This is a genomic window from Nonomuraea fuscirosea (assembly GCF_035917475.1).
Lineage (GTDB): Bacteria > Actinomycetota > Actinomycetes > Streptosporangiales > Streptosporangiaceae > Nonomuraea > Nonomuraea fuscirosea.
The window spans coordinates 4,898,438-4,919,098 of sequence record NZ_CP109074.1 but is presented as its reverse complement, the minus strand read 5'-3'; the positions used below and the strand labels follow the sequence as shown (position 1 = coordinate 4,919,098).

Here is a 20,661-nt window from a genome sequence, read left to right as displayed (position 1 = left end):
GGAGATGATGATCATGGACGTCTACGAGGCCGTGACCAGCCGGCGGGCTGTGCGCGGATTCACCGGACGGCCTGTTTCGAGAGAGGTGCTGCAGCGGGTGCTGTCCGCCGCGGCCTGGGCGCCGTCCGGGTCGAACCTGCAGCCCTGGCACGTCTACGTGGTGACCGGCGAGCCGCTGGCCGAGATCAAGCGGCGGGCCGGCGCGCGGCTGGCCGCCGGCGAGCCGTGGGACGAGCGCGAGTACGAGATGTATCCGGCCGTGCTGAAGTCCCCGTACCAGGAGCGCCGGGCCGCCTTCGGCCGGGAGCGCTACAGCGCGCTCGGCGTCACCCGCGAGGACTGGGAGGCGCGCCAGCGCGCCGCCTCCGGCAACTGGCAGTGCTTCGGCGCGCCCGCCGCGCTCTTCTGCTACGTCGACCGCGGCCTCGGCCGGCCGCAGTGGTCCGATCTCGGCATGTACCTGCAGACCGTCATGCTGCTGCTGCGCGCCGAAGGGCTGCACAGCTGCCCGCAGATGGCGTGGTCGGTCTACCGGAAGACGGTCGCGGAGATCCTGCGGCCGCCGGAGGAGCTCATCCTGTTCTGCGGCATGTCGATCGGCTCCCAGGACGCCGCGGAGCAGTACATCCGCACGGGCCGGGCGCCGCTCGACGAGACGGTCACGTTCGTCGGAAGCCGATAGCGCCGTCCGCCTGCGTGCCCTCCGAGGCCAGGCGGGCGTGGTGGGCGAGCAGGCGGGCCAGGGCGGCCCGGCGCTCGCTCGCGTTCACGGTCGCCGCCGCCTGCGTGGCGTGCGCCCGGACGAGATGGTGGAAGCGGTAGTGGCCGGGTGCGGGCTCCTCGATGAGGTGCGCGTCGAGCAGCTGCTCCAGCAGCCGCTCGGTCCTGACGGGGTGGGTGTCCATGAGCGCGGCGGCGGCGCCGACGGCGTGGTCGGCGGCGGGATTCAGGCCGAGCAGCCGGTACGCCTGCCGCTGCGGCTCGTCGAGGTTCCGGTAGGACAGGTCGAGGGCCGCCGTGACGCTGCGCTGCCCGGCGCGCAACGGCTGGCGGGGGTCGCCGAGGCGGTCGAGCAGGTGGGTGAGGCGCCAGGTCGGGTGGGAGCGCAGGCGCGCGGCCGTCACCCTGATGGCCAGGGGCAGCCGGCCGCAGTGCTCGACCACGGCGGCCAGGAGGTGCCGGGGCGAGCCGGCCACCCGGCCCGCGCCGGCCGTGCGGGCGAACAGGGTGATCGCGTCGGCGGCGGGCAGCGGGTCCAGCGACAGGGCGTGGGTGACGTCCAGGCCGGACAGGCGGCGCCGGCTGGTGATCAGCACGTGGCAGCCGCCGCCGCCCGGCAGCAGCGGCCGGACTTGGGCCTCGCTGGCGGCGTCGTCCAGGACGACCAGGACCCGTCGCTCGGCCAGCAGGCTGCGGTAGAGCCCGGCACGGTCGTCCAGCCGCTCGGGGACGTGCTCGCCGGGCAGGCCCAGGGCGCGCAGCAGGCGGTCGAGAGCGTCGGCGGGGTCGAGCGGTGGGTCGTCCTGGCTGTGGGCGCGCAAATTCAGGAACAGCTGGCCGCCGGGGTGGTGCGGGGCCAGCAGGTGCGCGGCGCGCACGGCCAGGGCGGTCTTGCCGACGCCCGGCATGCCGTCGATCGCGCTGACCGTCATCGCGGCGTCACCAGTCACCGCAGCGGCACCGGTGATCGCGGCGTCACCAGTCACCGCAGCGGCACCGGTGATCGCCGCGACACCCGTCGCCGCGGCGTCACCCGTGACCGTGGCGGCACCCGTTCCGGCGGTGAGGGCGGTCAGTTCGTCCGCGCGTCCGACGAACGCCGGCACGCCGGCCGGGAGCTGCCTGGGCGGGATGGGCGGGGGCGGATCGCTCAGGTCATCCGGGGTGTCCACCGGTGACTGGGCGAGCATGGCCTGGTGCAGGCGGCGCAGCTCGGCGTTGGGGGTGATGCCGAGCTCGTCCTGCAGCAGCCGGAAGACGGTCCGGTAGGTCTCCAGCGCCTCGGCCTGCCGGCCGGTGCGGTAGAGGGCGGTCATGAGCTGGGCCCAGAGCCGCTCCCTGAAGGGATGCTCGGCGGTCAGGGCCTGCAACTCGGCGACGAGCGAGGCGTGCTCACCGAGGCCGGCGTCCAGCTCGATGCGGCGTTCGAGGGTGTGCACGTGCAGCTCGGCCAGGGGCGGGACGTCGATCTGCTGGAGCGTCTCCGAGGCGACGCCGGCGCACACGGGGCCGCGCCACAGGGCCAGCGCCTCGTGCAGGAGCCGCCGCTCCGTCAGCGGGTCCGCGGCCTGGCCGGCCTCATGGAGCAGGGCGCGGAAGCGGAGCAGGTCGAGCTGGTCGGTCCGCAGCCGGGCCAGGTAGCCGTCCGGCATGGTGACGATCACGTCCCTCAGATCCAGGGTCTGGCGCAGCCGTACGACGTACGTACGCAGGACCTTGCGCGGGTTGGCCGGAGCCCGGCGGCCCCACAGGCGCTCGGCGAGCAGGTCGGCCGGAACGACCTCGTTGGGGCGCAGCAGGAGAGTGGCGAGCAGGACACGTAGCTTGCCGACCGTGACAGGGACAGGAGTCCCGTCCTGGACCGCAGTCAGGGGACCCAGCACCGAGAACCGCACAGTGGTCACCGGCCTCGCTCCTCGCTCTCGTCTCCGCCTTCGGCCGCTTCCGGCACCTCCGTAGTGTGCGCCGGGCCGGAACGCGTGATCGAGGGCATGGAGCGGGCATTGCCCGGACATTGCGCCGCGCGACCCGCGCCCGCGTCCTGTGCCACATCGCCGCCACCCCCGGCCGCACCACCAGCGAACTCTCCCGGCGCACCGGCACCTCGCCGTCCTCGGCCAGCGCGCACGCCCAGGCCCTGCACCGGGCCGGCCTGATCACCAGCACCCGCCACGCCAACATGGTCATCCACCGGGCCACCGGCCTCGGCGCCGCCCTGATCCGGCCGGCCGCCGCCGGCCCTGGTGCCGGTGCGGCTTCTGCGGGAGAGTAGGGCAAAACGGATCATGAGGAGGCGGCAGTGCGGCTCGGATTCAGCCTTGGCACCCTCGGCCCCGTGGCGGCCACCCATGAAGCCCAGCTGACGCTGGCACGCGAGGCGGAGCGGCTCGGATACGACTCGGTGTGGGCCTCCGAGGGCTACGGGGTCGATCCGGCGACCACGCTGGCGTGGCTCGCGGCCGGCACCGAGCGGATCGGGCTGGGCACCGGCGTGATCCAGGTGACGGGCCGCACGGCGATCTCGGCGGCGATGGCCGCCACCACGATCGACCGGGTGTCCGGCGGACGGTTCCTGCTCGGGCTGGGCGCCTCGGGGCCGCAGGTGGCCGAGGGGTGGCACGGTCAGCGGTACGAGCGGCCACTGGCCCACCTGCGCGACTACGTGGCCGTGGTGCGGACGGCGCTGGACGGCCGGCCGGTCGAGCACGACGGTCCCGAGATCGTGCTGCCGCTGCCCGACAGCCGCGGCAAGGCGCTGAGCATGACGGTCGCACCCGTACGCAGGCCGCTGCCCGTCCACCTGGCGGCCATGGGGCCGAAGGCGGTGGCGCTGGCCGGGGAGATCGCCGACGGCTGGCTGCCGATCCACTTCCCGCCCGAGCACGTGGCCGAGACCATGGAACACCTGCGGGCCGGGGCGGCCCTGGCCGGGCGCGACGCGGCCCAGGTGGAGGTCTCGCCGATGGTCATGGCCATGGTGGATGACGACGCCGACTACGCGCGCGACCTGATCCGGCCGATGCTGGCGCTCTACCTGGGCGGCATGGGCACCCGGGGGGTCAACTTCTACAACCGGCTCGCCCACCGGCTCGGTTTCGGCCCGGCGGCGGCGCGGGTGCGGGACGCGTACTTCGACGGCGATCTCGGCGAGGCGATGGAGGAGGTGCCCGACGACCTGGTGGACGCCCTCGCCCTGTGCGGGACGCCCGCGCGGGTGCGCGAGCGGCTGGAGTCCTACCGCAAGGCGGGCGCGACCCGGGTGATCGTCGGACTGAACGCGCCCACCGTCGAGGACCGCGTCGAACAGCTCGGCTGGCTGGCCGAACTCAACGCCTGACCCCGTCGCAGCCCTGGTCGTCGCCTTCCCCGGCGGGCGGGCTTCGCCGGGCCGACCGGGCGAGCCGGTCGGCGAACGCCACGACGAGGTCGCGCAGCTCGTCCGGCCGTTCGATGAGGAACGGGAGGTCCATCGAGGCGAGCACGGCGGGCAGCCAGTCGAGCCGTTCAGCCCGCAACTCGACGCGGGCCCAGGGCACGACGTCCTGACCCGCGCCGCTCACCGGTGACGCTTCCGTCACGATCGCGATGCCGGCGGGGAGCCGGGTGCGGATCTGGTCCGCGCTGCCCTGGACCCGGAGCGTCACCTCGTGCCGGTACGGGGCGGTGGCGAGCCCGGTCAGGACCCGTTCGGCCGGGCCGGGCCCGCTGGGCGGGTCGAACGAGCCGGGCAGGGTCCGGGCGCCGGCGATGCGGTCCAGCCGGAACGTCCGGTCCTCGCCGATCGCCGGATCGGCGCCCGTCACGTACCACCGGCCCGAATGCGCGACGAGCCCGTACGGGTGCAGCGTGCGCTCGCTGCGCCGCCCGCCGGCGTCGGTGTACCGGATCGAGACCGGCCGGTGGTGGCTCACCGCGTCGGCGATCGCGAGCAGCACCGCGGTCTCCGGGACGCTCGGCTCACCGGCCGGCTCACTGGCCGGCTCACCGGCAGGGGCGGTGAAGGCGAGGGAGCCGAGCACGGCGTCGAGCCGGCGGCCGAGCCGCTCGGGCAGCACCCGCCTGATCTTCGCCGCGGCCGTCTCGCTCGCCGTGCCCGCGGCCGTCAGCAGACCGGTCCTGCGCCCCGCGACCAGGCCGAGCAGCACCGCGAGCGCCTCGTCGTCACTCAGCATGAGCGGAGGCAGGCGGTAACCGGGGCCGAGCCGGTAGCCGCCGTAGCGGCCGCGCACCGACTCCACGGGCACGTCGAGGTCGATGAGGTGGCCGGCGTACCGCCGTACCGTGCGCTCGTCCACGCCGAGCCGGTCGGCGAGTTCGGTCACGGTCCGCAGGCCACCCGACTGCAGGAGCTCCAGCAGGGTGAGCACGCGGGCGGTGGGTCGGGCCATAACGGAAAGTCTGCCGCAGATACCGGGCGGGTTTCGCCCGGTATCCGGCGTAGCGTGCGGTCGTACCTCAGGAACGACCAGGGAGAACCACCCGTGAACTTCGTCTCGATCCGCATCATCACCGGCGACGTCGCCCGCCTCGTCGGCTTCTACGAACGCGCCACCGGGGTGCAGGCGAGCTGGGCCAACGACGACTTCGCCGAGCTGCGCACCGCCTCGGCCACCCTCGCCATCGGCAGCACCCGCACCGTCCCGCTGTTCGCCCCCGGCTCGGCGGAGCCGGCGGCCAACCGCAGCGTCATCGTCGAGTTCCTGGTCGACGACGTGGACGGCGTCTACCAGAACCTGACCGACTTCGTGGCGGACTTCGTCAACGAGCCCACCACGATGCCCTGGGGCAACCGGGCGCTGCTGTTCCGCGACCCCGACGGCAACCTGGTGAACTTCTTCACCCCCGTCACCCCCGAGGCCGTCGAACGGTTCGCCCGCTGACCCAGCCCGCTGACCCAGCCCGCTGGCCCAGCCCGCTGACCCGCCAGGGCCGCTCAGGTGGCGGCCGGGGCCTGGGGCATCTCGCGCATCCGGGGGATCGGCGACAGCGCCAGCACGATCATCGGCACCACCGCGCCGATCACCGCCGCGGTCAGGACCACCGGCCACATGCCGACCGCCTCGCCGATCAGCCCGGCCACCAGCGCGCCGATCGGCGCGGGCACCAGCCCCATCGCCCAGATGGTGGCGATGACCCGGCCGACCAGCTCACGCGGTGTCGCCGACTGCAGCACGGTGATGTTGTTCACCACGAACACCTGCGTGCACAGCCCGACCAGCAGCTGCGAGAAGGCCAGCACGCCGATCGCCAGCCAGAGCGGCCCCCCGGCCAGCGGCACCAGGATGAGCGCGCTGTTGCCGATCACTGTGGACCAGAACATGGTGGGCCCGGGGCCCACCCCCTTCATCAGCCGCACCGACAGCCACGCGCCGGCCACGGCGCCGACGCCGCCGACCGCGAGCACGCCCCCGACCCAGCCGGCCGGCACGCCGGCGCCGTCGATCACGTACGGGATGTAGAGGGTCTGCAGGATGCCGATGTCGAAGAAGGAGTAGACGGCGCTGGCGATGGCCAGCGGGCGCACGACCGGGTGGGACATCACCCAGCCGAAGCCCGCCCGGATGGCGCCGATCATGCTGCCGCCGCTGTCGGGCGGCGGCGGGTCCTCCCGCTTGCGGATGGAGATCAGGAACGCCGCCGACAGCACATAGCTGACCGCGTCCACCAGGATGACCAGCGGCGCCGAGCGGGTCGCGATCAGGAACCCGGCCAGGCTCGGCCCGACCGCCTTGGAGACCGAGTCGCTGAGCTGCAGCTTGCTGTTGCCGTCACCGAGGTGCTCGGGGGCCACCAGCACCGGCAGGTACGACCGGTAGGCGATCTCGAACAGCACCCCGGCGACGCCCATCACGAACACGACCGCGTACAGCCACCACAGCGTCAGCAGGTCCATCACGAACAGCAGCGGCACCGTGGCCAGCATGAACGCCCGGATGACGTCGCTCCAGATGAGCACGGGCCGGCGGCGCATCCGGTCCACCCAGACGCCCACCACGAAGAACAGCACCATCGGCAGCCTGGACAGCGCGCCGAGCACGCCCATCTCCGCGACCGAGGCGTTCAGCCACAGGTAGGCGACGATCGGCATGGCGAGCACGGTCACCTGGGAGCCGACCAGCGACAGGCTCTCGCCGCTCCACAGCTTGAGGAAGTCGCGGTTCTTCCACAGCGTGGGCGGCTCCGCCGCGGCGGGGCCGGGCGTGGGGGGCTCAGTCGTCGGAGGTGAGGCCATGGTCGATGCTGCTCCTCAGTTCGGCGGCCGCGAGGGCGACCCGGGGTTCGTACATGACGGTGAAACGCTCGCCGTGGATGGGCGAGATGCGCAGGCGGCCGGTGACGACGTCCCGCCAGCCCATGTCGTCGGGCGGGACGCCCTCGGCGGCGGGCGAGTACAGCAGGACGTCGCCGTCGTACGGGGCGTGCCGGTAGTGGCCGACGGCGTGCGCGTTGGCGCGGAACACGTCCACGAAGCGGCGGGCCTGACGCAGGTCGGCGGTGTCGGGCTGCAGCGTGTCGGCCCTGGCCGCGGCGTCGATCACGGCCAGCAGTCGCTCGTCCGGGCTCATCCGGTGCAGGTCGTCCAGGTTCACCTGGACCTTGCCGCCGGCCAGGGCGTGGGTGAGCAGCACGGCGTCGTCCTCCAGCGAGGCGCGCAGCACCGGCTCGTTCGCGTCGGAGTAGAACAGGACGACGAGCGGCACCTCCTCGCCCAGCTCACGCAGCCGGCGGGCGGTCTCCAGGGCGATGTTGCCGCCGATGCAGTAACCGCCCAGCACGTACGGGCCGTGCGGGCGGACTTCGAGCAGGTGGGCGGTGTAGTCGTCCACCATCTCCGCCAGCGTGGCGTGCGGCCGCTCGCCGGGGGCCAGGCCGGCCGCCTGGACGGCGTACACGGGCTGGTCGGGGCCGAGGTGGCGGGTCAGCGGCAGATAGCGGAAGACCTGGCCGCCGAGCGCGTGGAACAGGAAGACGGGATCGCGGTCGCCGGTCGGCCGCAGCGGCACGATCCGGCGCGGCGCGCCGTCGTTGTCCTGCGGGCGGCGCAGCTCGGCGGCGAGCCCGGCGACGGTCGGCGACGTCAGCACCGACGACAGCGGCACGTCGCGGCCGAGCTCCTTGCGCAGCCGCATGGTGAGGCGCAGGGCCAGCAGGGAGTGGCCGCCGAGGGCGAAGAAGTCGTCGTGCACGCCGATGGCGTCCACGCCGAGCGTCTCCTCCCACAGGGTGGCCAGCCTGGCCTCGAACGGGTCGCGCGGCGGCAGGTACGGCGCGCGGCCGGCGTCGCCGGGGTCGGGCAGGGCGGCCCGGTCGAGCTTGCCGTTGGCGGTGACGGGCAACGCGTCCAGCGGCACCCAGGCGGCGGGGATCATGTACTCGGGCAGCCGCGTCCGCAGCGCCGCGGCCAGATCGGGCAGCCGACCGGCCGGGGCGGCGGGGCCGGCGGCGTCGGTGTTCGGCGTGTCGCTTCCGCCGCCGGCGTCGTTCGCGGTGCCGTTCGCGCTGCCGTTCGCGCTGCCGTTCTCGGGGACGACGTAGGCGACGAGGCGTTCGCCGCGCAGCACGACGACGGCGGCGCGCACGGAGGCTTCGGCGGTCAGCAGGGCCTCGATCTCGCCCAGCTCGACCCGCTGGCCGCGGATCTTGACCTGGAAGTCGGTCCTGCCGAGGTACTGGATCTCGCCGGTCGGGAGCCAGCGGGCCAGGTCGCCGGTGCGGTAGAGCCGGGCGCCGGGCGGCCCGTACGGGTCGGGCACGAACCGCTCGGCGGTGAGCCCGGGCCGGCTGACGTAACCGCGGGCCAGCTGGACGCCGCCCAGGCAGAGCTCGCCCGGGGTGCCGACGGGGACCCGCCGGCCGCCGGCGTCCAGGACCTCCAGGCGGGTGTTGGCCACGGGCCGGCCGATGGGCACGGAGGGCTCGCCCGGCTCGTAAGGGTGCCAGGTGACGTCCACGGCCGCCTCGGTCGGGCCGTACAGGTTGTGCAGCTCGGTGTGCGGAAGGCGGTCGTGGCAGCGGGCGGCCAGCTCGGCGCCCAGCGCCTCGCCCGAGCAGATGACGCGGCGCAGCGCCGGCAGGTCCGGCTCGTCGAGGAAGAGCTCCAGCATGGACGGGACGAAGTGCATGGTGGTGACGTCGTGGGCGGCGGCCAGGGCGGCCAGGCGGGCGCCGTCGCGGTGCGCGTCCGGCTCGGCGACGACCAACCCGGCACCGGTGATCAGCGGCCAGAACAGCTCCCACACCGACACGTCGAACGACAGCGGCGTCTTGTGCAGCACCCGCTCGTCCGGGGCGAGCCCGAACGCCTCCTGCATCCACAGCAGCCGGTTCACGATCGCCCGGTGCGACACGCCGACCCCCTTGGGCCGGCCGGTGGAACCGGAGGTGAAGATCACGTACGCCGGCGAATCGGGATGCACCCGCGCCGGGGAGCCGACGGCGGGATCCGGGGCGAGGCCGGTGGCGGCGACGGGATCCGCTGCGGGGCCGGTGCGGGGGAGGGCGGCGGGGTCCGGTTCGGGGCCGGTGAGGGAGAGGGCGACGCCGGCAGGGAGGACCGTCGTGCTCGCCGCGCCGGTCAGCACCGTGCGCGCCCGCGCGTCCTCGATCATGTACGCCAGCCGCTCCGCCGGCAGCCCCGGCTCAAGAGGCAGGTAGGCGGCCCCGGCCCCGAGCACCCCGAGCAGGGCGGGCAGCAGGTCGGGGCCGCGTTCGAGACAGACCCCGACCACGTCGCCCGGCCGGGTGCCGGCCGCCGTCAGCCGCGCGGCGACGGCCCCGGCCCACTCGGTCAGCTCGCGGTAGCTGAGCCAGGTCCCGTCGTAGCAGACGGCGGGCGCGGCGGGGGTCCGCGCGGCCTGCGCGGCGATCAGCTCGTGCAGGGCCGCGTCCGGGTAGGTCCTGGCGGTGGCGTTCCAGCCGTCGACCGCGGCGGCGTCGCGCTCCAAGTACGGGCCCTCGGACCGCGGATCGTCACCGGGGTCGGCGGCCTGGTGCAGCGCGACGAGATACAGCTCGCCGAACCGCGCGACCTGGCCGGCGCCGAACTGGGCCCGGTCGTACGTGAGCGTCAGGTCGAAGCCGCCGTGCTCGCGCGAGCGGCCGAACGCGGCGGCGAACGGCACGTCGGTCTGCTCGAAGAAGTCCTGATCGACGATCTCGACGCCGGGCAGGCCCCGGTAGACGTGGAAGTCGCGGAAGTCGAACAGCACGTCCAGCAGCGGCGAGCGGCCCGCGGCCCGCTGGATCTCGAACAGCGGATACCGCCGGTGCGGCAGCAGCGCCACCTCCGCCTCGAACACCTCGCGCACCAGCTCCGCCCAGGTGGGGGCGGTCACGGCCAGGCGCAGCGGCACGGTGTTGAGGAACAGGCCGAGCACCTCCTCGCCGGCCTCGCTCTCCGGCCTGCTGTGCGTGACCAGGCCGGTCATCACCTCGCTCTCGCCGGTGACCAGGGCGAGCACGCGCAGGTGGGCGGCCAGCAGCAGGGTCCGCAGCGGCACCGCCAGCCCTCTGGCCGCCGCGCCGAGCCGTTCCAGCAGCTCCGCCGGCAGCGGCAGCCGCAGCACCTCCGCCCCCGGCTCGCCGTGCGGCCCCGGCAGGCGGGGCAGCCGGGTGCCGGGCGCGTCGGCCATCCTGGCCTGCCAGAAGTCGCGCGTCTCCGGCGCGGCCACCGCGGCGCGTTCCGCCGCGACCAGCTCGCGGAAGGCCGCGCCCGGGCGGGTGAGCGGCACCGGTTCGTCGGTCAGGTGGCCGTGGTAGCGCTGTAACAGCTCGGTGACCAGGGCCGCCACGCTCCACCCGTCGAGGATCGCGTGGTGGAAGCTCAGGCTGAACGCGAACAGCTCACCCGGCAGCACGTGCACGTGCGCGCGGGCCAGCGGCGGCGACGCCCAGTCGAACGGCCGCCGCTTCTCCGCCTCCGACCACTCCGCGAGCCGGCGCCCGGCCGCCGGGTCGCCCGCGAGGTCCGTCACCTCCAAAGGCAGCGTCGCCGAGCGATGCACGAGCTGCAGCGGCTCGCTGAACCCGGTCAGATCGATCGAGGTGCGCAGCACGGGATGCCGGGCGGTCACCTCGGCCAGCGCCGCCTCGAACGCCCCCGCGTCGAACACGCCGCGCAGGGTGATCGTGGTCAAGTCGTGGTAGGTGGCCGCGTCCGGCTCGTACGCGCTGTGGTAGAGCATCCCGGCCTGCAGCGCGGCCAGAGGATAGGCGTCCTCCAGGCCACGTGCGGCTCCCGTCGTCACGGTCATTGGGCCTCGCCTTCCAGCAGTCGTGCCAGATCGTCGGGATTGAGCAGGCCGAACGGCGTCGGTGGCGCCTCGGGTGGTTCGGCCGCCGGGGCGGGCAGCAGCCGCTCGGCCAGTTCCCTGACCGTCTGGTGGCGGAAGAGCTGCTCCAGCCGTACCGCGTAACCGGCCTCGCGCAGGCGGGAGACCACCTTGAGGCTGCGGATGGAGTCGCCGCCGGCGGCGAAGAAGTTGTCGTGCGCCGACACCCGCTCCAGCCCCAGCACCCCGCGCCAGGCGGCGGCGACGGCCAGCTCGGCCGCCCCTTCCGGCTCGGCGTGCCCGGTGGCCGCGCGGGCGCGCGGGTCGGGCAGGGCGTTCCGGTCGAGCTTGCCGCTGCGGTTGAGGGGCAGCTCGGGGAGCACGGTCAGGGTGCTGGGGATCAGGTGCTCGGGGAGCGTGTCCCGCAACCTCCGCTCCCACGCTCCCGTCACGTCCGCGCCGGCCGCCGGAGCGTCGGTCGCTGCATCAATGGCCGCTTCGGGATCGGCCGCTTCGGGGCCGGACGGGACCACGTAGCCGGCCAGGCGGAGGCCGGCGCCGTCCTCGATGGCGCGGACGGCCGCGGCGCGGACGCCGGGCAGGGCCGCCAGGGCCGCCTCCACCTCGCCCGGCTCCACCCGCATGCCGCGGATCTTGACCTGGTGGTCGGAGCGGCCCAGGTACTCGATCTCGCCGTCCGGCCGCCACCGGGCCAGGTCGCCGGTGTCGTACAGCCGGCCGCCAGGAGGACCGTAGGGGTCGGGGACGAAACGCTCGGCCGTCAGCGCGGGACGGGACGCGTACCCCTGGGCGAGCTGCACGCCGCCGATCCACAGGTCGCCGGGCACGCCGACGGGGACGCGGTTCATCCTGGCGTCGAGGATCTCCAGGCGGGTGTTCGCGACCGGCCGGCCGATCGGGATCGCGGCCTCGCCGGGCCGGCACGCGTGCCACGACACGTCCACCGCCGCCTCGGTCGGCCCGTACAGGTTGTGCAGGCCCGCCCCTGGCAGGGCGGCGGCGAACCGGGCGGCCGGTTCCGCGCCGAGCGCCTCCCCGGAGCACACCACGGTGCGGAGCGCGCTCAGCCGTTCGCCCAGGCCGGGCTCGGACAGGAAGGCGTCCAGCATGGACGGGACGAAGTGCACGGTGGTGACCGACTCGCGTTCGAGCAGGTCGGCCAGGTAGGCGGGGTCGGCGTGTCCGCCGTGCCGGGCCACGACCAGCCCGGCCCCGGTCATCAGCGGCCAGAACAGCTCCCACACCGACACGTCGAACGAGAACGGCGTCTTGTGCAGGACCCGGTCGTCCCCGGTCAGCCGGAAGGCGTCCTGCATCCAGCGCAGCCGGTTCACGATCGCCCGATGCGAGACGCCGACTCCCTTGGGCCGGCCGGTCGAGCCGGAGGTGAAGATCACGTACGCGAGCGTGTCAGGGTGCGGCTCGACCCCGAGCGGCGCGTCATCCTCAGCGGCCACGGCCGCGGCGTCGCGATCGAGCAGCACCGTCGTCGGGCCGGGCAGGCGGGCGGCGAAAGGGTCGGTCGAGACGGCCAGGCGGGCGCCGGCGTCGGTCATCATGCCTGCCAGGCGCTCGGCCGGGTGGTCGGGTTCCAGGGGCAGGTAGGCCGCGCCCGTGGCGACGACGGCGTGCACGGCGATGACCAGGTCGGCGCCCCGTTCCAGGCACACCCCCACGACCTCGCCGGGCCCGGCTCCGAGCGTGCGCAGCCGTCTGGCCAGGTGGTTCACCCGGGCGCCGAACTCCGCGTAGGTGAGCCAGGCCCGGCTCCCGTCCGCGGCCTCGTGCCCCAGTGCGGGCGCGTCCGGCGTGCGGGCGATCTGCTCGGCCACCAGCGCGTGCAATGTGGCGGCGGGGACCGGCACGGTCGTGTCGCCGGCCCGCAGGATGACGTCCAGCTCGGCCGGGGTGAGCAGCGGCAGGTCGGCCACAGGCCGGTCCGGCTCGGCCGCCGCGGCCGCCAGCAGCGAGCGGAAGTGGTCGGCGAAGCGCTCCATCCGGTCGTGCTCGAACAGATCCCTCGCGTAGTGCAGCACCCCCGTGAGCGTGTCGCCGGACTCCTCGATCACCAGGTGCAGGTCCGCCTGCGTCACCCCCGGGTCGATGTCGAGGGTGCGCAGCGCGATCCCGGCCACCTCCGGCGGGGACGGCGGCACGTTCTGGTAGGCGAGCATCACCTGGAACAGCGGGTTGCGGGCCAGGTCGCGCTCCTCGGCCAGCTCCCGCACCAGCACCTCGAACGGCAGCTCGGCGTGGTCGTGCCCGTCCAGGACGCGTTCGCGGGTACGGGCCAGCAGCTCGGCGAAGGACGGCTCGCCGGACAGGTCGCCGCGCAGGACGAGCGTGTTGAGGAAGAGCCCGGCCATCTCCTCCACATCCGGGTGGGCCCGGCCGGACACCGGGGTGCCGACGGGGATGTCGGTGCCGCCCGTGTACCGGGCCAGCACCGCCTGGAACGCCGCCAGCAGCACCATGAACGGTGTCACCTGCCGTTCCCGGGCGAGCGCGCGCACCGCCGTCACGGTCGCGGCGTCGATGGGGAACGTCAGCCGCCGCCCCTCCATGGTCGCCGGCCCCTGCCGGTGCCGGTCCGCGGGCAGGTCCAGGGCGGGAGGCAGGCCGGCGAGGGCGTCCTTCCAGTACGCCAGGTCGTCCGTCCGCCCGGACACCCGGGCCCGGTGCCAGGCGGCGAAGTCCCGGTACCCGGTGGCGAGCGGGGGCAGCCCGGCCGGGGTGCCGGTGACCCGGGCCCGGTAGAGCTCCATGAGGTCGCGCAGCAGGATCGACAGGCTCCACCGGTCGGTGACGACGTGGTGCAGCGTGAGGTACAGGTCGTGCTCGGCGTCGCCGCGCCGCACCAGAACGGCCCTGACCAGCGGCCCGCCCGCCAGATCGAACCGGTGCCGAGCCTCCGCCGACCCCACGGCCGTTGCCGGGTCCGCGCGGGCCGGTTCGGTGTCCGCCGCGAGATTCGCCCCGGCCGGCGCCGCGGAGTCCGCGTCCGCCCGCACGGTCAGCCGTGGTCGGCGGGGGCCCTCCTGGAGGGCCGGCTCGCCGTCGTCGGTGACGATGACCAGGCGCAGGGCCTCGTGCCGATCCACCAGGTCGTCGAACGCGGCGCTCAGCGCGGTCACGTCGAGCGGCCCGGTCAGCCGTTCCGCCCAGGCCACGTTGTACGCCGGGTTGCCGGGGTCGAGCTGGTCGAGGAACCACAGCCGAGCCTGGGCGTGTGAGGGCCGCGCCGGCCCGTCCGGCAGGGGCGGGATGGGCCGCGCGGCCGCGCTGGGCAGGAGGGGCGCGAGGCCCGCGACGGTCGGGGTCGTGAAGCAGCGGCGCAGGGTCACCTCGGCCCCGTACGTCTCCCTGAGCCTGACCACCAGCCGCATGGCCAGCAGGGAGTGGCCGCCGAGGGCGAAGAAGTCGTCCTCGACCCCGAAGTCGTCCCGTTCGAGCAGCTCGGCCCAGACACCGTGCAGAACACGCTCGGCCGGGGTGCGCGGCGGCACCGGCACGGACGCTCCGGCGGCGGCGCGTGGCGGTGGCAGGGCGGCGCGGTCGAGCTTGCCGCTGGGCAGGACGGGCAGGTCGGTGACGGTGACGAAGGCGGCGGGGATCATCGCCTCCGGCAGCCGGGCGCGCAGGTGGGCGCGCAGGTCGCTCTCCTGGGCGGTGCCGATGGTGTACGCGACCAGGCCGCGCCCGCCGGGTGCGTCGTCGCGTACGGTCACGACCGCCCGCTCAACGGACGGGTGCTCGCCGAGCACGGCGGCGACCTCGTCCGGCTCGATCCGGACGCCGCGCACCTTCACCTGATGGTCGAGGCGGCCGAGGTATTCGAGGGTGCCGTCGGGATGCCACCGGGCCAGGTCGCCGGTGCGGTAGAGACGTCCGCCCGGCGGGCCGAACGGGTCGGGGACGAAGCGTTCGGCGGTCAGGGCGGCCCGGCCGTGGTAGCCGCGGGTGACGCCGGCCCCCCCGATCAGCAGCTCGCCGGGAACGCCCACCGGCACCGGACGCAGGTCGCCGTCCACCACGTAGACCGCCGTGTTGGCGACCGGCCGGCCGATCGAGCCGCCCCGGCCGTCGGTGACGTGCCGCCTGGTGGACCACACGGTGGTCTCCGTGGGCCCGTACAGGTCCCAGAGCTCGTCGGTGACGGCGAGCAGGCGGGCGGCGAGCGGGCCGGGCAGCGCCTCGCCCGTGCTGATCACGCGCGGCACCCGGTGCGCCAGCGCGGGCAGCAGCCCTTCGAGCACGGAGGGGGTGGCCTGGACGGTGCGCAGGTCACCGCTCCTGATGAGGTCGTGCACGCGTTCGACGGCGGAGGCGGAGGCGAGAACGACCGTGCCGCCGGTGACGAGCGGCCCGAAGATCTCGATCATCGCGATGTCGAACGACACCGACGTCAGGAACAGCGACCGCGCGCCGGCCGCCAGCCCCGGGCGTTCACGCACGTCGCAGAGCAGGCTGACCAGGCCACGATGCGGCACCACCACGCCCTTGGCCCGGCCGGTGGAGCCGGAGGTGTAGATCAGGTAGGCGGCCTGGTCCTGGTGGAAGGCGGGCTCAGACACGGGGCCGGCGGCGGTCGGGGGGTCGTCGAGCAGGAAGAGGCCGGCGTCCGCGGGCAGGCGCTCCTTGAGGGGGCCCACGGTGACGACCACGGTGGCGCCGGAGTCGGCGATGATCTGCCTCAGCCGCTCGGCCGGGTAGTCCGGGTCCAGGGGGACGTAGCAGCCGCCGGCCTTCAGCACGGCCAGCAGCGCCGCGATCAGGTCCGGCTGCCGGGGCACGCAGACGGCGACCCTGCTCTCCGCGCCGACCCCGAGGGCGCGCAGCCCGGCGGCCAGGTCGTTCGCGCGTGACTCCAGCGCGGCGTACGTCAGCGACGTGCCGTCCTGACCCTCGACGGCGATCACGCCGGGCGAGCGGGCGGCCTGCTCGGCGACCAGGTGGTGAATGCCGCGGGCCGGGTACGGCAGCGCGGTGTCGTTGCGGGCGCGCAGGGTGTCGCGCAGCTCGGCCGGGTCCATGAGCGGCAGCTCCGACAGCCGCAGCCCCGGGTCGGCGACGGCCGCTTCCAGCAGCGTGCGCAGGTGCGCGGCCAGCCGGTGCACCCGGTCGTCGTCGAACAGGTCGGTCGCGTGGTCCAGCACGCACAGCAGCGACCCGTCCGCGCGCTCCTCGACGATGAGGTCCAGGTCGAACATGGCGGTGCCGGGGCGCACGTCCAGGCGTTCCAGGCGCAGGCCGGGCAGGTCGGCGGGCAGGCCGGGGGTGTTCTGGTAGGCGAGCATGACCTGGAAGAGCGGGTTGCGGGACAGGTCCCGGCCGCTGGACAACTCCTCCACCAGCGTCTCGAACGGCAGCCCCGCGTGGTCGAACGCGGCCAGCGCCCGCTCCCTGGTACGGCGTACCAGCTCGGTGAAGGACGGATCGCCGGACAGGTCGCCGCGCAGCACCACGGTGTTGAGGAACAGGCCGACGGTCTGGTCCAGCGACGGGTGCGGGCGGGCCGACATCGGCGTGCCGATCGGGATGTCGTCCTGGCCGGTGTAGCGGGCGAGCAGCGCCTGGAGCGCGCCGGCCAGCACCATGAAGGGGGTGGCGCGCAGGCCGGCGGCCAGGTCGCGCAGCCCGGCGGCGAGGGCGCCGTCCAGCTCGAACAGCAGGCGGTGGCCCCGGTTCGACTGCATGGGCGGGCGCGGCCGGTCGGCGGGCAGGTCGAGCGTGTCGGGCAGGCCGTCGAGGGCCTTGCGCCAGTAGTCCAGGTCCCGCTCGGGCGACGGGCCCGCCTGCTGCCAGGCCACGTAGTCGGCGTACGCCACCGGCCGGTCGGGCGGCGGCTCGCCGGCGTAGAGCCGGAACAGGTCGCTGAACAGGATGGCCACCGACCAGCGGTCGGCCAGGATGTGGTGCAAAGTCAGGATCAGGCGGTGTTCGGCGGCCTCGTGCGGCCGGCGGTCCTCGACCGGTTCGGGCGTCACCCGGATCAGGCGGGCCCTGGTCAGGGGGCCGGTGGTCAGGTCGAAGGCGTAGCGGGCCTCCTCGCGGGCGGCGGCGTCGGCCTCGCCGGCGGTCATCGTCTCGATCCGCAGCGCGGGACGCACCCGGCCGGGAGCCTGGCGGGGCTCGCCGTCGCGGGTCTCGATCACGTACCCGAGGATCGGATGCCGCTCCACGAGCGCGTCGAAGGCGGCGGCCAGCGCGGCGGCGTCCAGGTCGCCCTCGATCCGGTACGCCCACGACAGGGTGTAGGCGGGATTGCCCGGATCGAGCTGGTCGACCACCCACAGGCGGCGCTGCGCGTCGGACAGCGCCCCGCCGTCCCCGGCCCGGCTCCCGGGGAGAGGCCCAGGTTCGGGTTCGGTCTTCCGCGCGGCCCGGGTGCGCGTGAGGCGGGCCTCCAGCGCGGCGCGTCGTTCCGGGCTGAGCCCGGCCAGTCGCGCGCGTACCCCGTTCGGGTCGCTCACCGCTCCTCCTCCAGCAGGTCCAGCAGGTCGGCATCGGTCAGTCCCTCTTCGAGCACCGCCAGCGCCTGCTCTTCGACGGTCGTGGCGTCGAAGCAGCGCCGCAGCGGCAGCTCGACGCCGAACTCGTCGTCGATCCGGCCGATCAGGCGGACCACCAGCAGCGAGTGGCCGCCGAGGGCGAAGAAGTCGTCGTTCACCCCGACGCGCTCCCGGCCGAGCAGCTCGGCCCAGATGCCGGCCAGGGTCTCCTCCATCGGGGTGCGCGGCGGCACGAAGGCGGCAGCCCGGTCACCGGCGCGCGGCGGCGGCAGGGCGGCGCGGTCGAGCTTGCCGCTGGGCAGGACGGGCAGGTCGGTGACGGTGACGAAGGCGGCGGGGATCATCGCCTCCGGCAGCCGGGCACGCAGATGGGCGCGCAGGGCGGCCTCCTCCGCGTCGCCCACGGTGTACGCGACCAGGCCGCGCCCGCCCGGGGCGTCGTCGCGTACGGTCACGACCGCCCTTCGCACGGACGGGTGCTCACCCAGGACGGCGGCGACCTCGTCCGGCTCGATCCGGACGCCGCGCACCTTCACCTGGTCGTCCAGCCGGCCCAGGCATTCGAGGGTGCCGTCGGGATGCCAGCGGGCCAGATCGCCGGTGCGGTAGAGACGTCCGCCCGGCGGCCCGAACGGGTCGGGGACGAACCGCTCCGCCGTCAGCGCCGCCCGGCCGTGATAGCCGCGGGTGACCCCGTCCCCGCCGATCAGCAGCTCGCCCGGCACGCCCACCGGCACCGGACGCAGACCGCCGTCCACCACGTACACCGTCGTGTTCGCCACCGGCCGGCCGATGCGCATCGTGGCGGGGGAGCCCGGCACCCGGTACGCGGTCGACCAGATCGTCGTTTCGGTGGGCCCGTAGAAGTTCCACAGCTCGTCGGTGACCGTGAGCATGCGGGCGGCGAGATCGAGGGGCAGCGGCTCGCCGCCGAGGATGGCGCGGGGCAGCCCGGCGGGCAGGTGCTCCAGCGCCACGCCCGCCACGGACGGGGTGAGCTGGACCAGGTCCGCGTCCTCCGCGGCTCGGCGGATCTCCTTCGGCGTACGGGCGGCGTCCTCGGGAGCGATCACGAGGGTGCCGCCGGACAGCAGCGGCGTGAAGATCTCCAGCGCCGCGATGTCGAACGAGAGCGAGGTCATGAACAGCGCGCTGCCGCCGCCCAGCCGCCGGATCACGTCGGTGACCAGGTTGACCACCCCGCGATGCGGCACCTGCACCCCCTTGGGGCGGCCGGTGGAGCCGGAGGTGTAGATCAGGTACGCCAGGTTGCCGGGCGTGACCAGCGGCGGCGGCCCCGGTTCACCGCGTATGCCGGAAACGGGCGCGTCGGCCAGGGGCACGTCGGAAACAGGCGCGTCCAGCAGCAGCTCAGCAGGACGCGTCTCAGGCAGCCGATCGAGGCAGGCCGACTCCGTGAGCAGCAGCTCCGCCCCCGAGTCGGCCAGCAGGTAGGCCAGCCGCTCCGCCGGATAAGCCACGTCCAGCGGCAGATAACAGCCGCCCGCCCTGAGCACCCCGAGCAGCGCGACGATCTGGTGCACGCCGCGCGGCAGGCACAGCGCCACGCACGACTCCGCCCCCACACCCCTGGCCGCCAGCCGCGCGGCCAGCGCCGCCGTACGGGCGTCGAGCTCGGCGTACGTGAGCTCCGCGCCGTCCTGCGCGCGCACCGCCACCGCGTCGGGCGTGCGCACCGCCTGCTCGGCGACGAGCTCGTGCAGGGTCCGCTCCGGGTAGGGGGCGGCGGTGTCGTTCCAGCCGGTCAGCAGCTCACGCCGCCGCTCGGAGGTCATCAGCGGCAGCTCCGGCAGCCGGATGCCCGGCTCCGCCGCGACGGCCTCCAGGATCAGCCGGTACGCGCCGGCCAGGCGGGCGATCGTGCCGGCGTCGAACAGGTCGGTGCTGTACTCCAGGTAGACGCCGGCGCCGTCGCCCGTCCTGACGACGTCCACGTTCAGGTCGAGCTGGGCGGTGCCGTTCGGGAACTGCCCGCGTGACGCCATCGGCAGCAGGTTGAACCCCACCTGGAAGAGCGGCGTGCGGCTGGTGTCGCGGACCGGCTGGAGCGCCTCGACCAGCCGGTCGAAGGGCACCTCGGCGTGGTCGAGCGCGTCGAGGACGCTCTCCCGCACCCGTTCCAGCAACTCGGTGAACGCCGGGTCGCCGCCCAGGTCCGTACGGAGTACCAGGGTGTTGATGAACACGCCCAGCAGCGGCTCGAACTCGGGCAGATCGCGCCCGGCCACCGGCGTGCCCACCGCCACGTCCTCGCGGCCCGCGTACCGGGACAGCAGCGCCTTCAGCCCGGCCAGCAGCACCATGAACAGCGTCGCGCCGTGCCGCCTGCCCAGCGCTTCCAGCTCGTCGACCAGGGCGGCGGGCAGCGCCAGATGATGCTCGGCCCCCGCGTGGCCGCGCACGGCCGGCCTGGGCCGGTCGGTGGGCAGCCCGAGGTCGGGCGGCAGGCCCGCCAGCCGCTCCCGCCAGTGGCCGAGCTGGGCGGCGAGCACCCCGCCGGCCAGGTGCTCGCGCTGCCAGGCGGCGTAGTCGGCGTACTGGACGGGCAGGTCGGGCAGCCGCGGCGGGCGGCCCTCGTCGAGCGCCTCGTTCAGCTCCCGCAACTCCTCGGCGAGGTTGACGCCCGAGCGGGCGTCGAACACGGCGTGGTGCACCACGAACACCAGCCGCTGCACCGCCCGGCCCTTCTCCCCGCAAGGCATCCGCACCAGGTGCGCCCGCCACAGCGGGGCCCGGTCCAGCGCGAACGGCTGCCGCGCCGTCGCCAGGGCCAGCTCGCGGAACTCCCGCTCGGCCTGCTCCGGCGGCAGCGCCCGCAGATCCGTCACAGGCAGGGTGACCGGCAGCTCGACCTGGACGACCTGGACGAGCCGCCCGTCCTCGATCGCCAGGGCGGTGCGCAGCGTCTCGTGCCGCCGGACCAGCTCGCCCAGCATCCGCTCGCACCGGCCCCCGTCACCGCTCTCGCCGCCGCTGTCGTCGCCGCTGTCGTCACCGCTGTCCGGCAGGTCCAGCACGGCGTTGACGTGGTACGCGGGCGCGCCGGGGTCCAGCCGGGCCAGGAACCACAGCCGTTCCTGGGCGAACGAGGCGGGAAAGACGTACGTGCCGGTCAC

General features: G+C 74.6%; 10 protein-coding genes. 4 read left to right on the top strand and 6 right to left on the bottom strand.

Annotation, left to right across the window (positions count from 1 at the left end):
• Positions 1–13: 13 nt before the first annotated feature.
• Positions 14–682 (top strand): nitroreductase, encoded by a 669-nt coding sequence (locus OIE67_RS22540; RefSeq protein ID WP_326643426.1) that lies wholly within the window; start codon positions 14–16, stop codon positions 680–682.
• Here the strand turns inward: OIE67_RS22540 and OIE67_RS22535 are convergent.
• A complete protein-coding gene (locus OIE67_RS22535; RefSeq protein WP_326643423.1) occupies positions 660–2,624 on the bottom strand; it encodes an AfsR/SARP family transcriptional regulator in 1,965 nt (654 codons plus the stop codon). The genes OIE67_RS22540 and OIE67_RS22535 overlap by 23 nt on opposite strands.
• 110 nt (positions 2,625–2,734) lie before the next feature.
• On the opposite strand from OIE67_RS22535, the gene OIE67_RS22530 reads away from it, so the two are divergent.
• Both OIE67_RS22530 and OIE67_RS22525 read left to right on the top strand, forming a co-directional pair.
• Positions 2,735–2,992 carry an ArsR/SmtB family transcription factor gene (locus tag OIE67_RS22530; RefSeq protein WP_326643421.1) on the top strand — a complete coding sequence of 86 codons (258 nt, stop codon included), beginning with the start codon at positions 2,735–2,737 and terminating at the stop codon, positions 2,990–2,992.
• Between the two features lie 27 nt (positions 2,993–3,019).
• The gene (locus OIE67_RS22525; RefSeq protein WP_326643419.1) at positions 3,020–4,057 is read left to right on the top strand and encodes an LLM class flavin-dependent oxidoreductase; all 1,038 of its coding nucleotides are present in this window, start codon (positions 3,020–3,022) and stop codon (positions 4,055–4,057) included.
• On the opposite strand, the gene OIE67_RS22520 is transcribed toward OIE67_RS22525, so the two are convergent.
• The gene (locus tag OIE67_RS22520; protein ID WP_326643417.1) at positions 4,047–5,108 is read right to left on the bottom strand and encodes a helix-turn-helix transcriptional regulator; all 1,062 of its coding nucleotides are present in this window, start codon (positions 5,106–5,108) and stop codon (positions 4,047–4,049) included. The two genes, OIE67_RS22525 and OIE67_RS22520, sit on opposite strands and share 11 nt — an antisense overlap.
• A 93-nt stretch (positions 5,109–5,201) precedes the next feature.
• Here OIE67_RS22520 and OIE67_RS22515 point away from each other — a divergent pair, with 93 nt between their 5' ends.
• Positions 5,202–5,600, top strand: a complete 399-nt coding sequence (locus OIE67_RS22515) for a VOC family protein (RefSeq protein WP_326643415.1) — start codon at positions 5,202–5,204, stop codon at positions 5,598–5,600.
• 53 nt (positions 5,601–5,653) lie between these two features.
• On the opposite strand, the gene OIE67_RS22510 is transcribed toward OIE67_RS22515, so the two are convergent.
• The 4 genes from OIE67_RS22510 to OIE67_RS22495 are packed head-to-tail and all read right to left on the bottom strand — an operon-like array spanning position 5,654 to position 20,661.
• The gene (locus tag OIE67_RS22510) at positions 5,654–6,952 is read right to left on the bottom strand and encodes an MFS transporter (protein ID WP_326643413.1); all 1,299 of its coding nucleotides are present in this window, start codon (positions 6,950–6,952) and stop codon (positions 5,654–5,656) included.
• Positions 6,930–10,973 (bottom strand): amino acid adenylation domain-containing protein, encoded by a 4,044-nt coding sequence (locus tag OIE67_RS22505; RefSeq protein WP_326643411.1) that lies wholly within the window; start codon positions 10,971–10,973, stop codon positions 6,930–6,932. Before OIE67_RS22505 ends, OIE67_RS22510 begins: the two co-directional genes overlap by 23 nt.
• Positions 10,970–17,485: a non-ribosomal peptide synthetase gene (locus OIE67_RS22500; RefSeq protein WP_326643408.1), complete on the bottom strand. Its 6,516-nt coding sequence runs from the start codon at positions 17,483–17,485 to the stop codon at positions 10,970–10,972. The genes OIE67_RS22505 and OIE67_RS22500 overlap by 4 nt, the downstream gene beginning before the upstream one ends.
• On the bottom strand, positions 17,482–20,661 hold the full coding sequence (locus tag OIE67_RS22495) for an amino acid adenylation domain-containing protein (protein WP_326643406.1): 3,180 nt from the start codon (positions 20,659–20,661) through the stop codon (positions 17,482–17,484). Before OIE67_RS22495 ends, OIE67_RS22500 begins: the two co-directional genes overlap by 4 nt.

What these genes read in the sequence shown, in the direction of transcription:
- OIE67_RS22540 (WP_326643426.1), top strand. Translation starts at nt 14, where the DNA reads ATGGACGTCTACGAGGCCGTGACCAGCCGGCGGGCTGTGCGCGGATTC.
- OIE67_RS22520 (WP_326643417.1), bottom strand. Translation starts at nt 5,108, where the DNA reads ATGGCCCGACCCACCGCCCGCGTGCTCACCCTGCTGGAGCTCCTGCAG.
- OIE67_RS22510 (WP_326643413.1), bottom strand. Translation starts at nt 6,952, where the DNA reads ATGGCCTCACCTCCGACGACTGAGCCCCCCACGCCCGGCCCCGCCGCG.
- OIE67_RS22505 (WP_326643411.1), bottom strand. Translation starts at nt 10,973, where the DNA reads ATGACCGTGACGACGGGAGCCGCACGTGGCCTGGAGGACGCCTATCCT.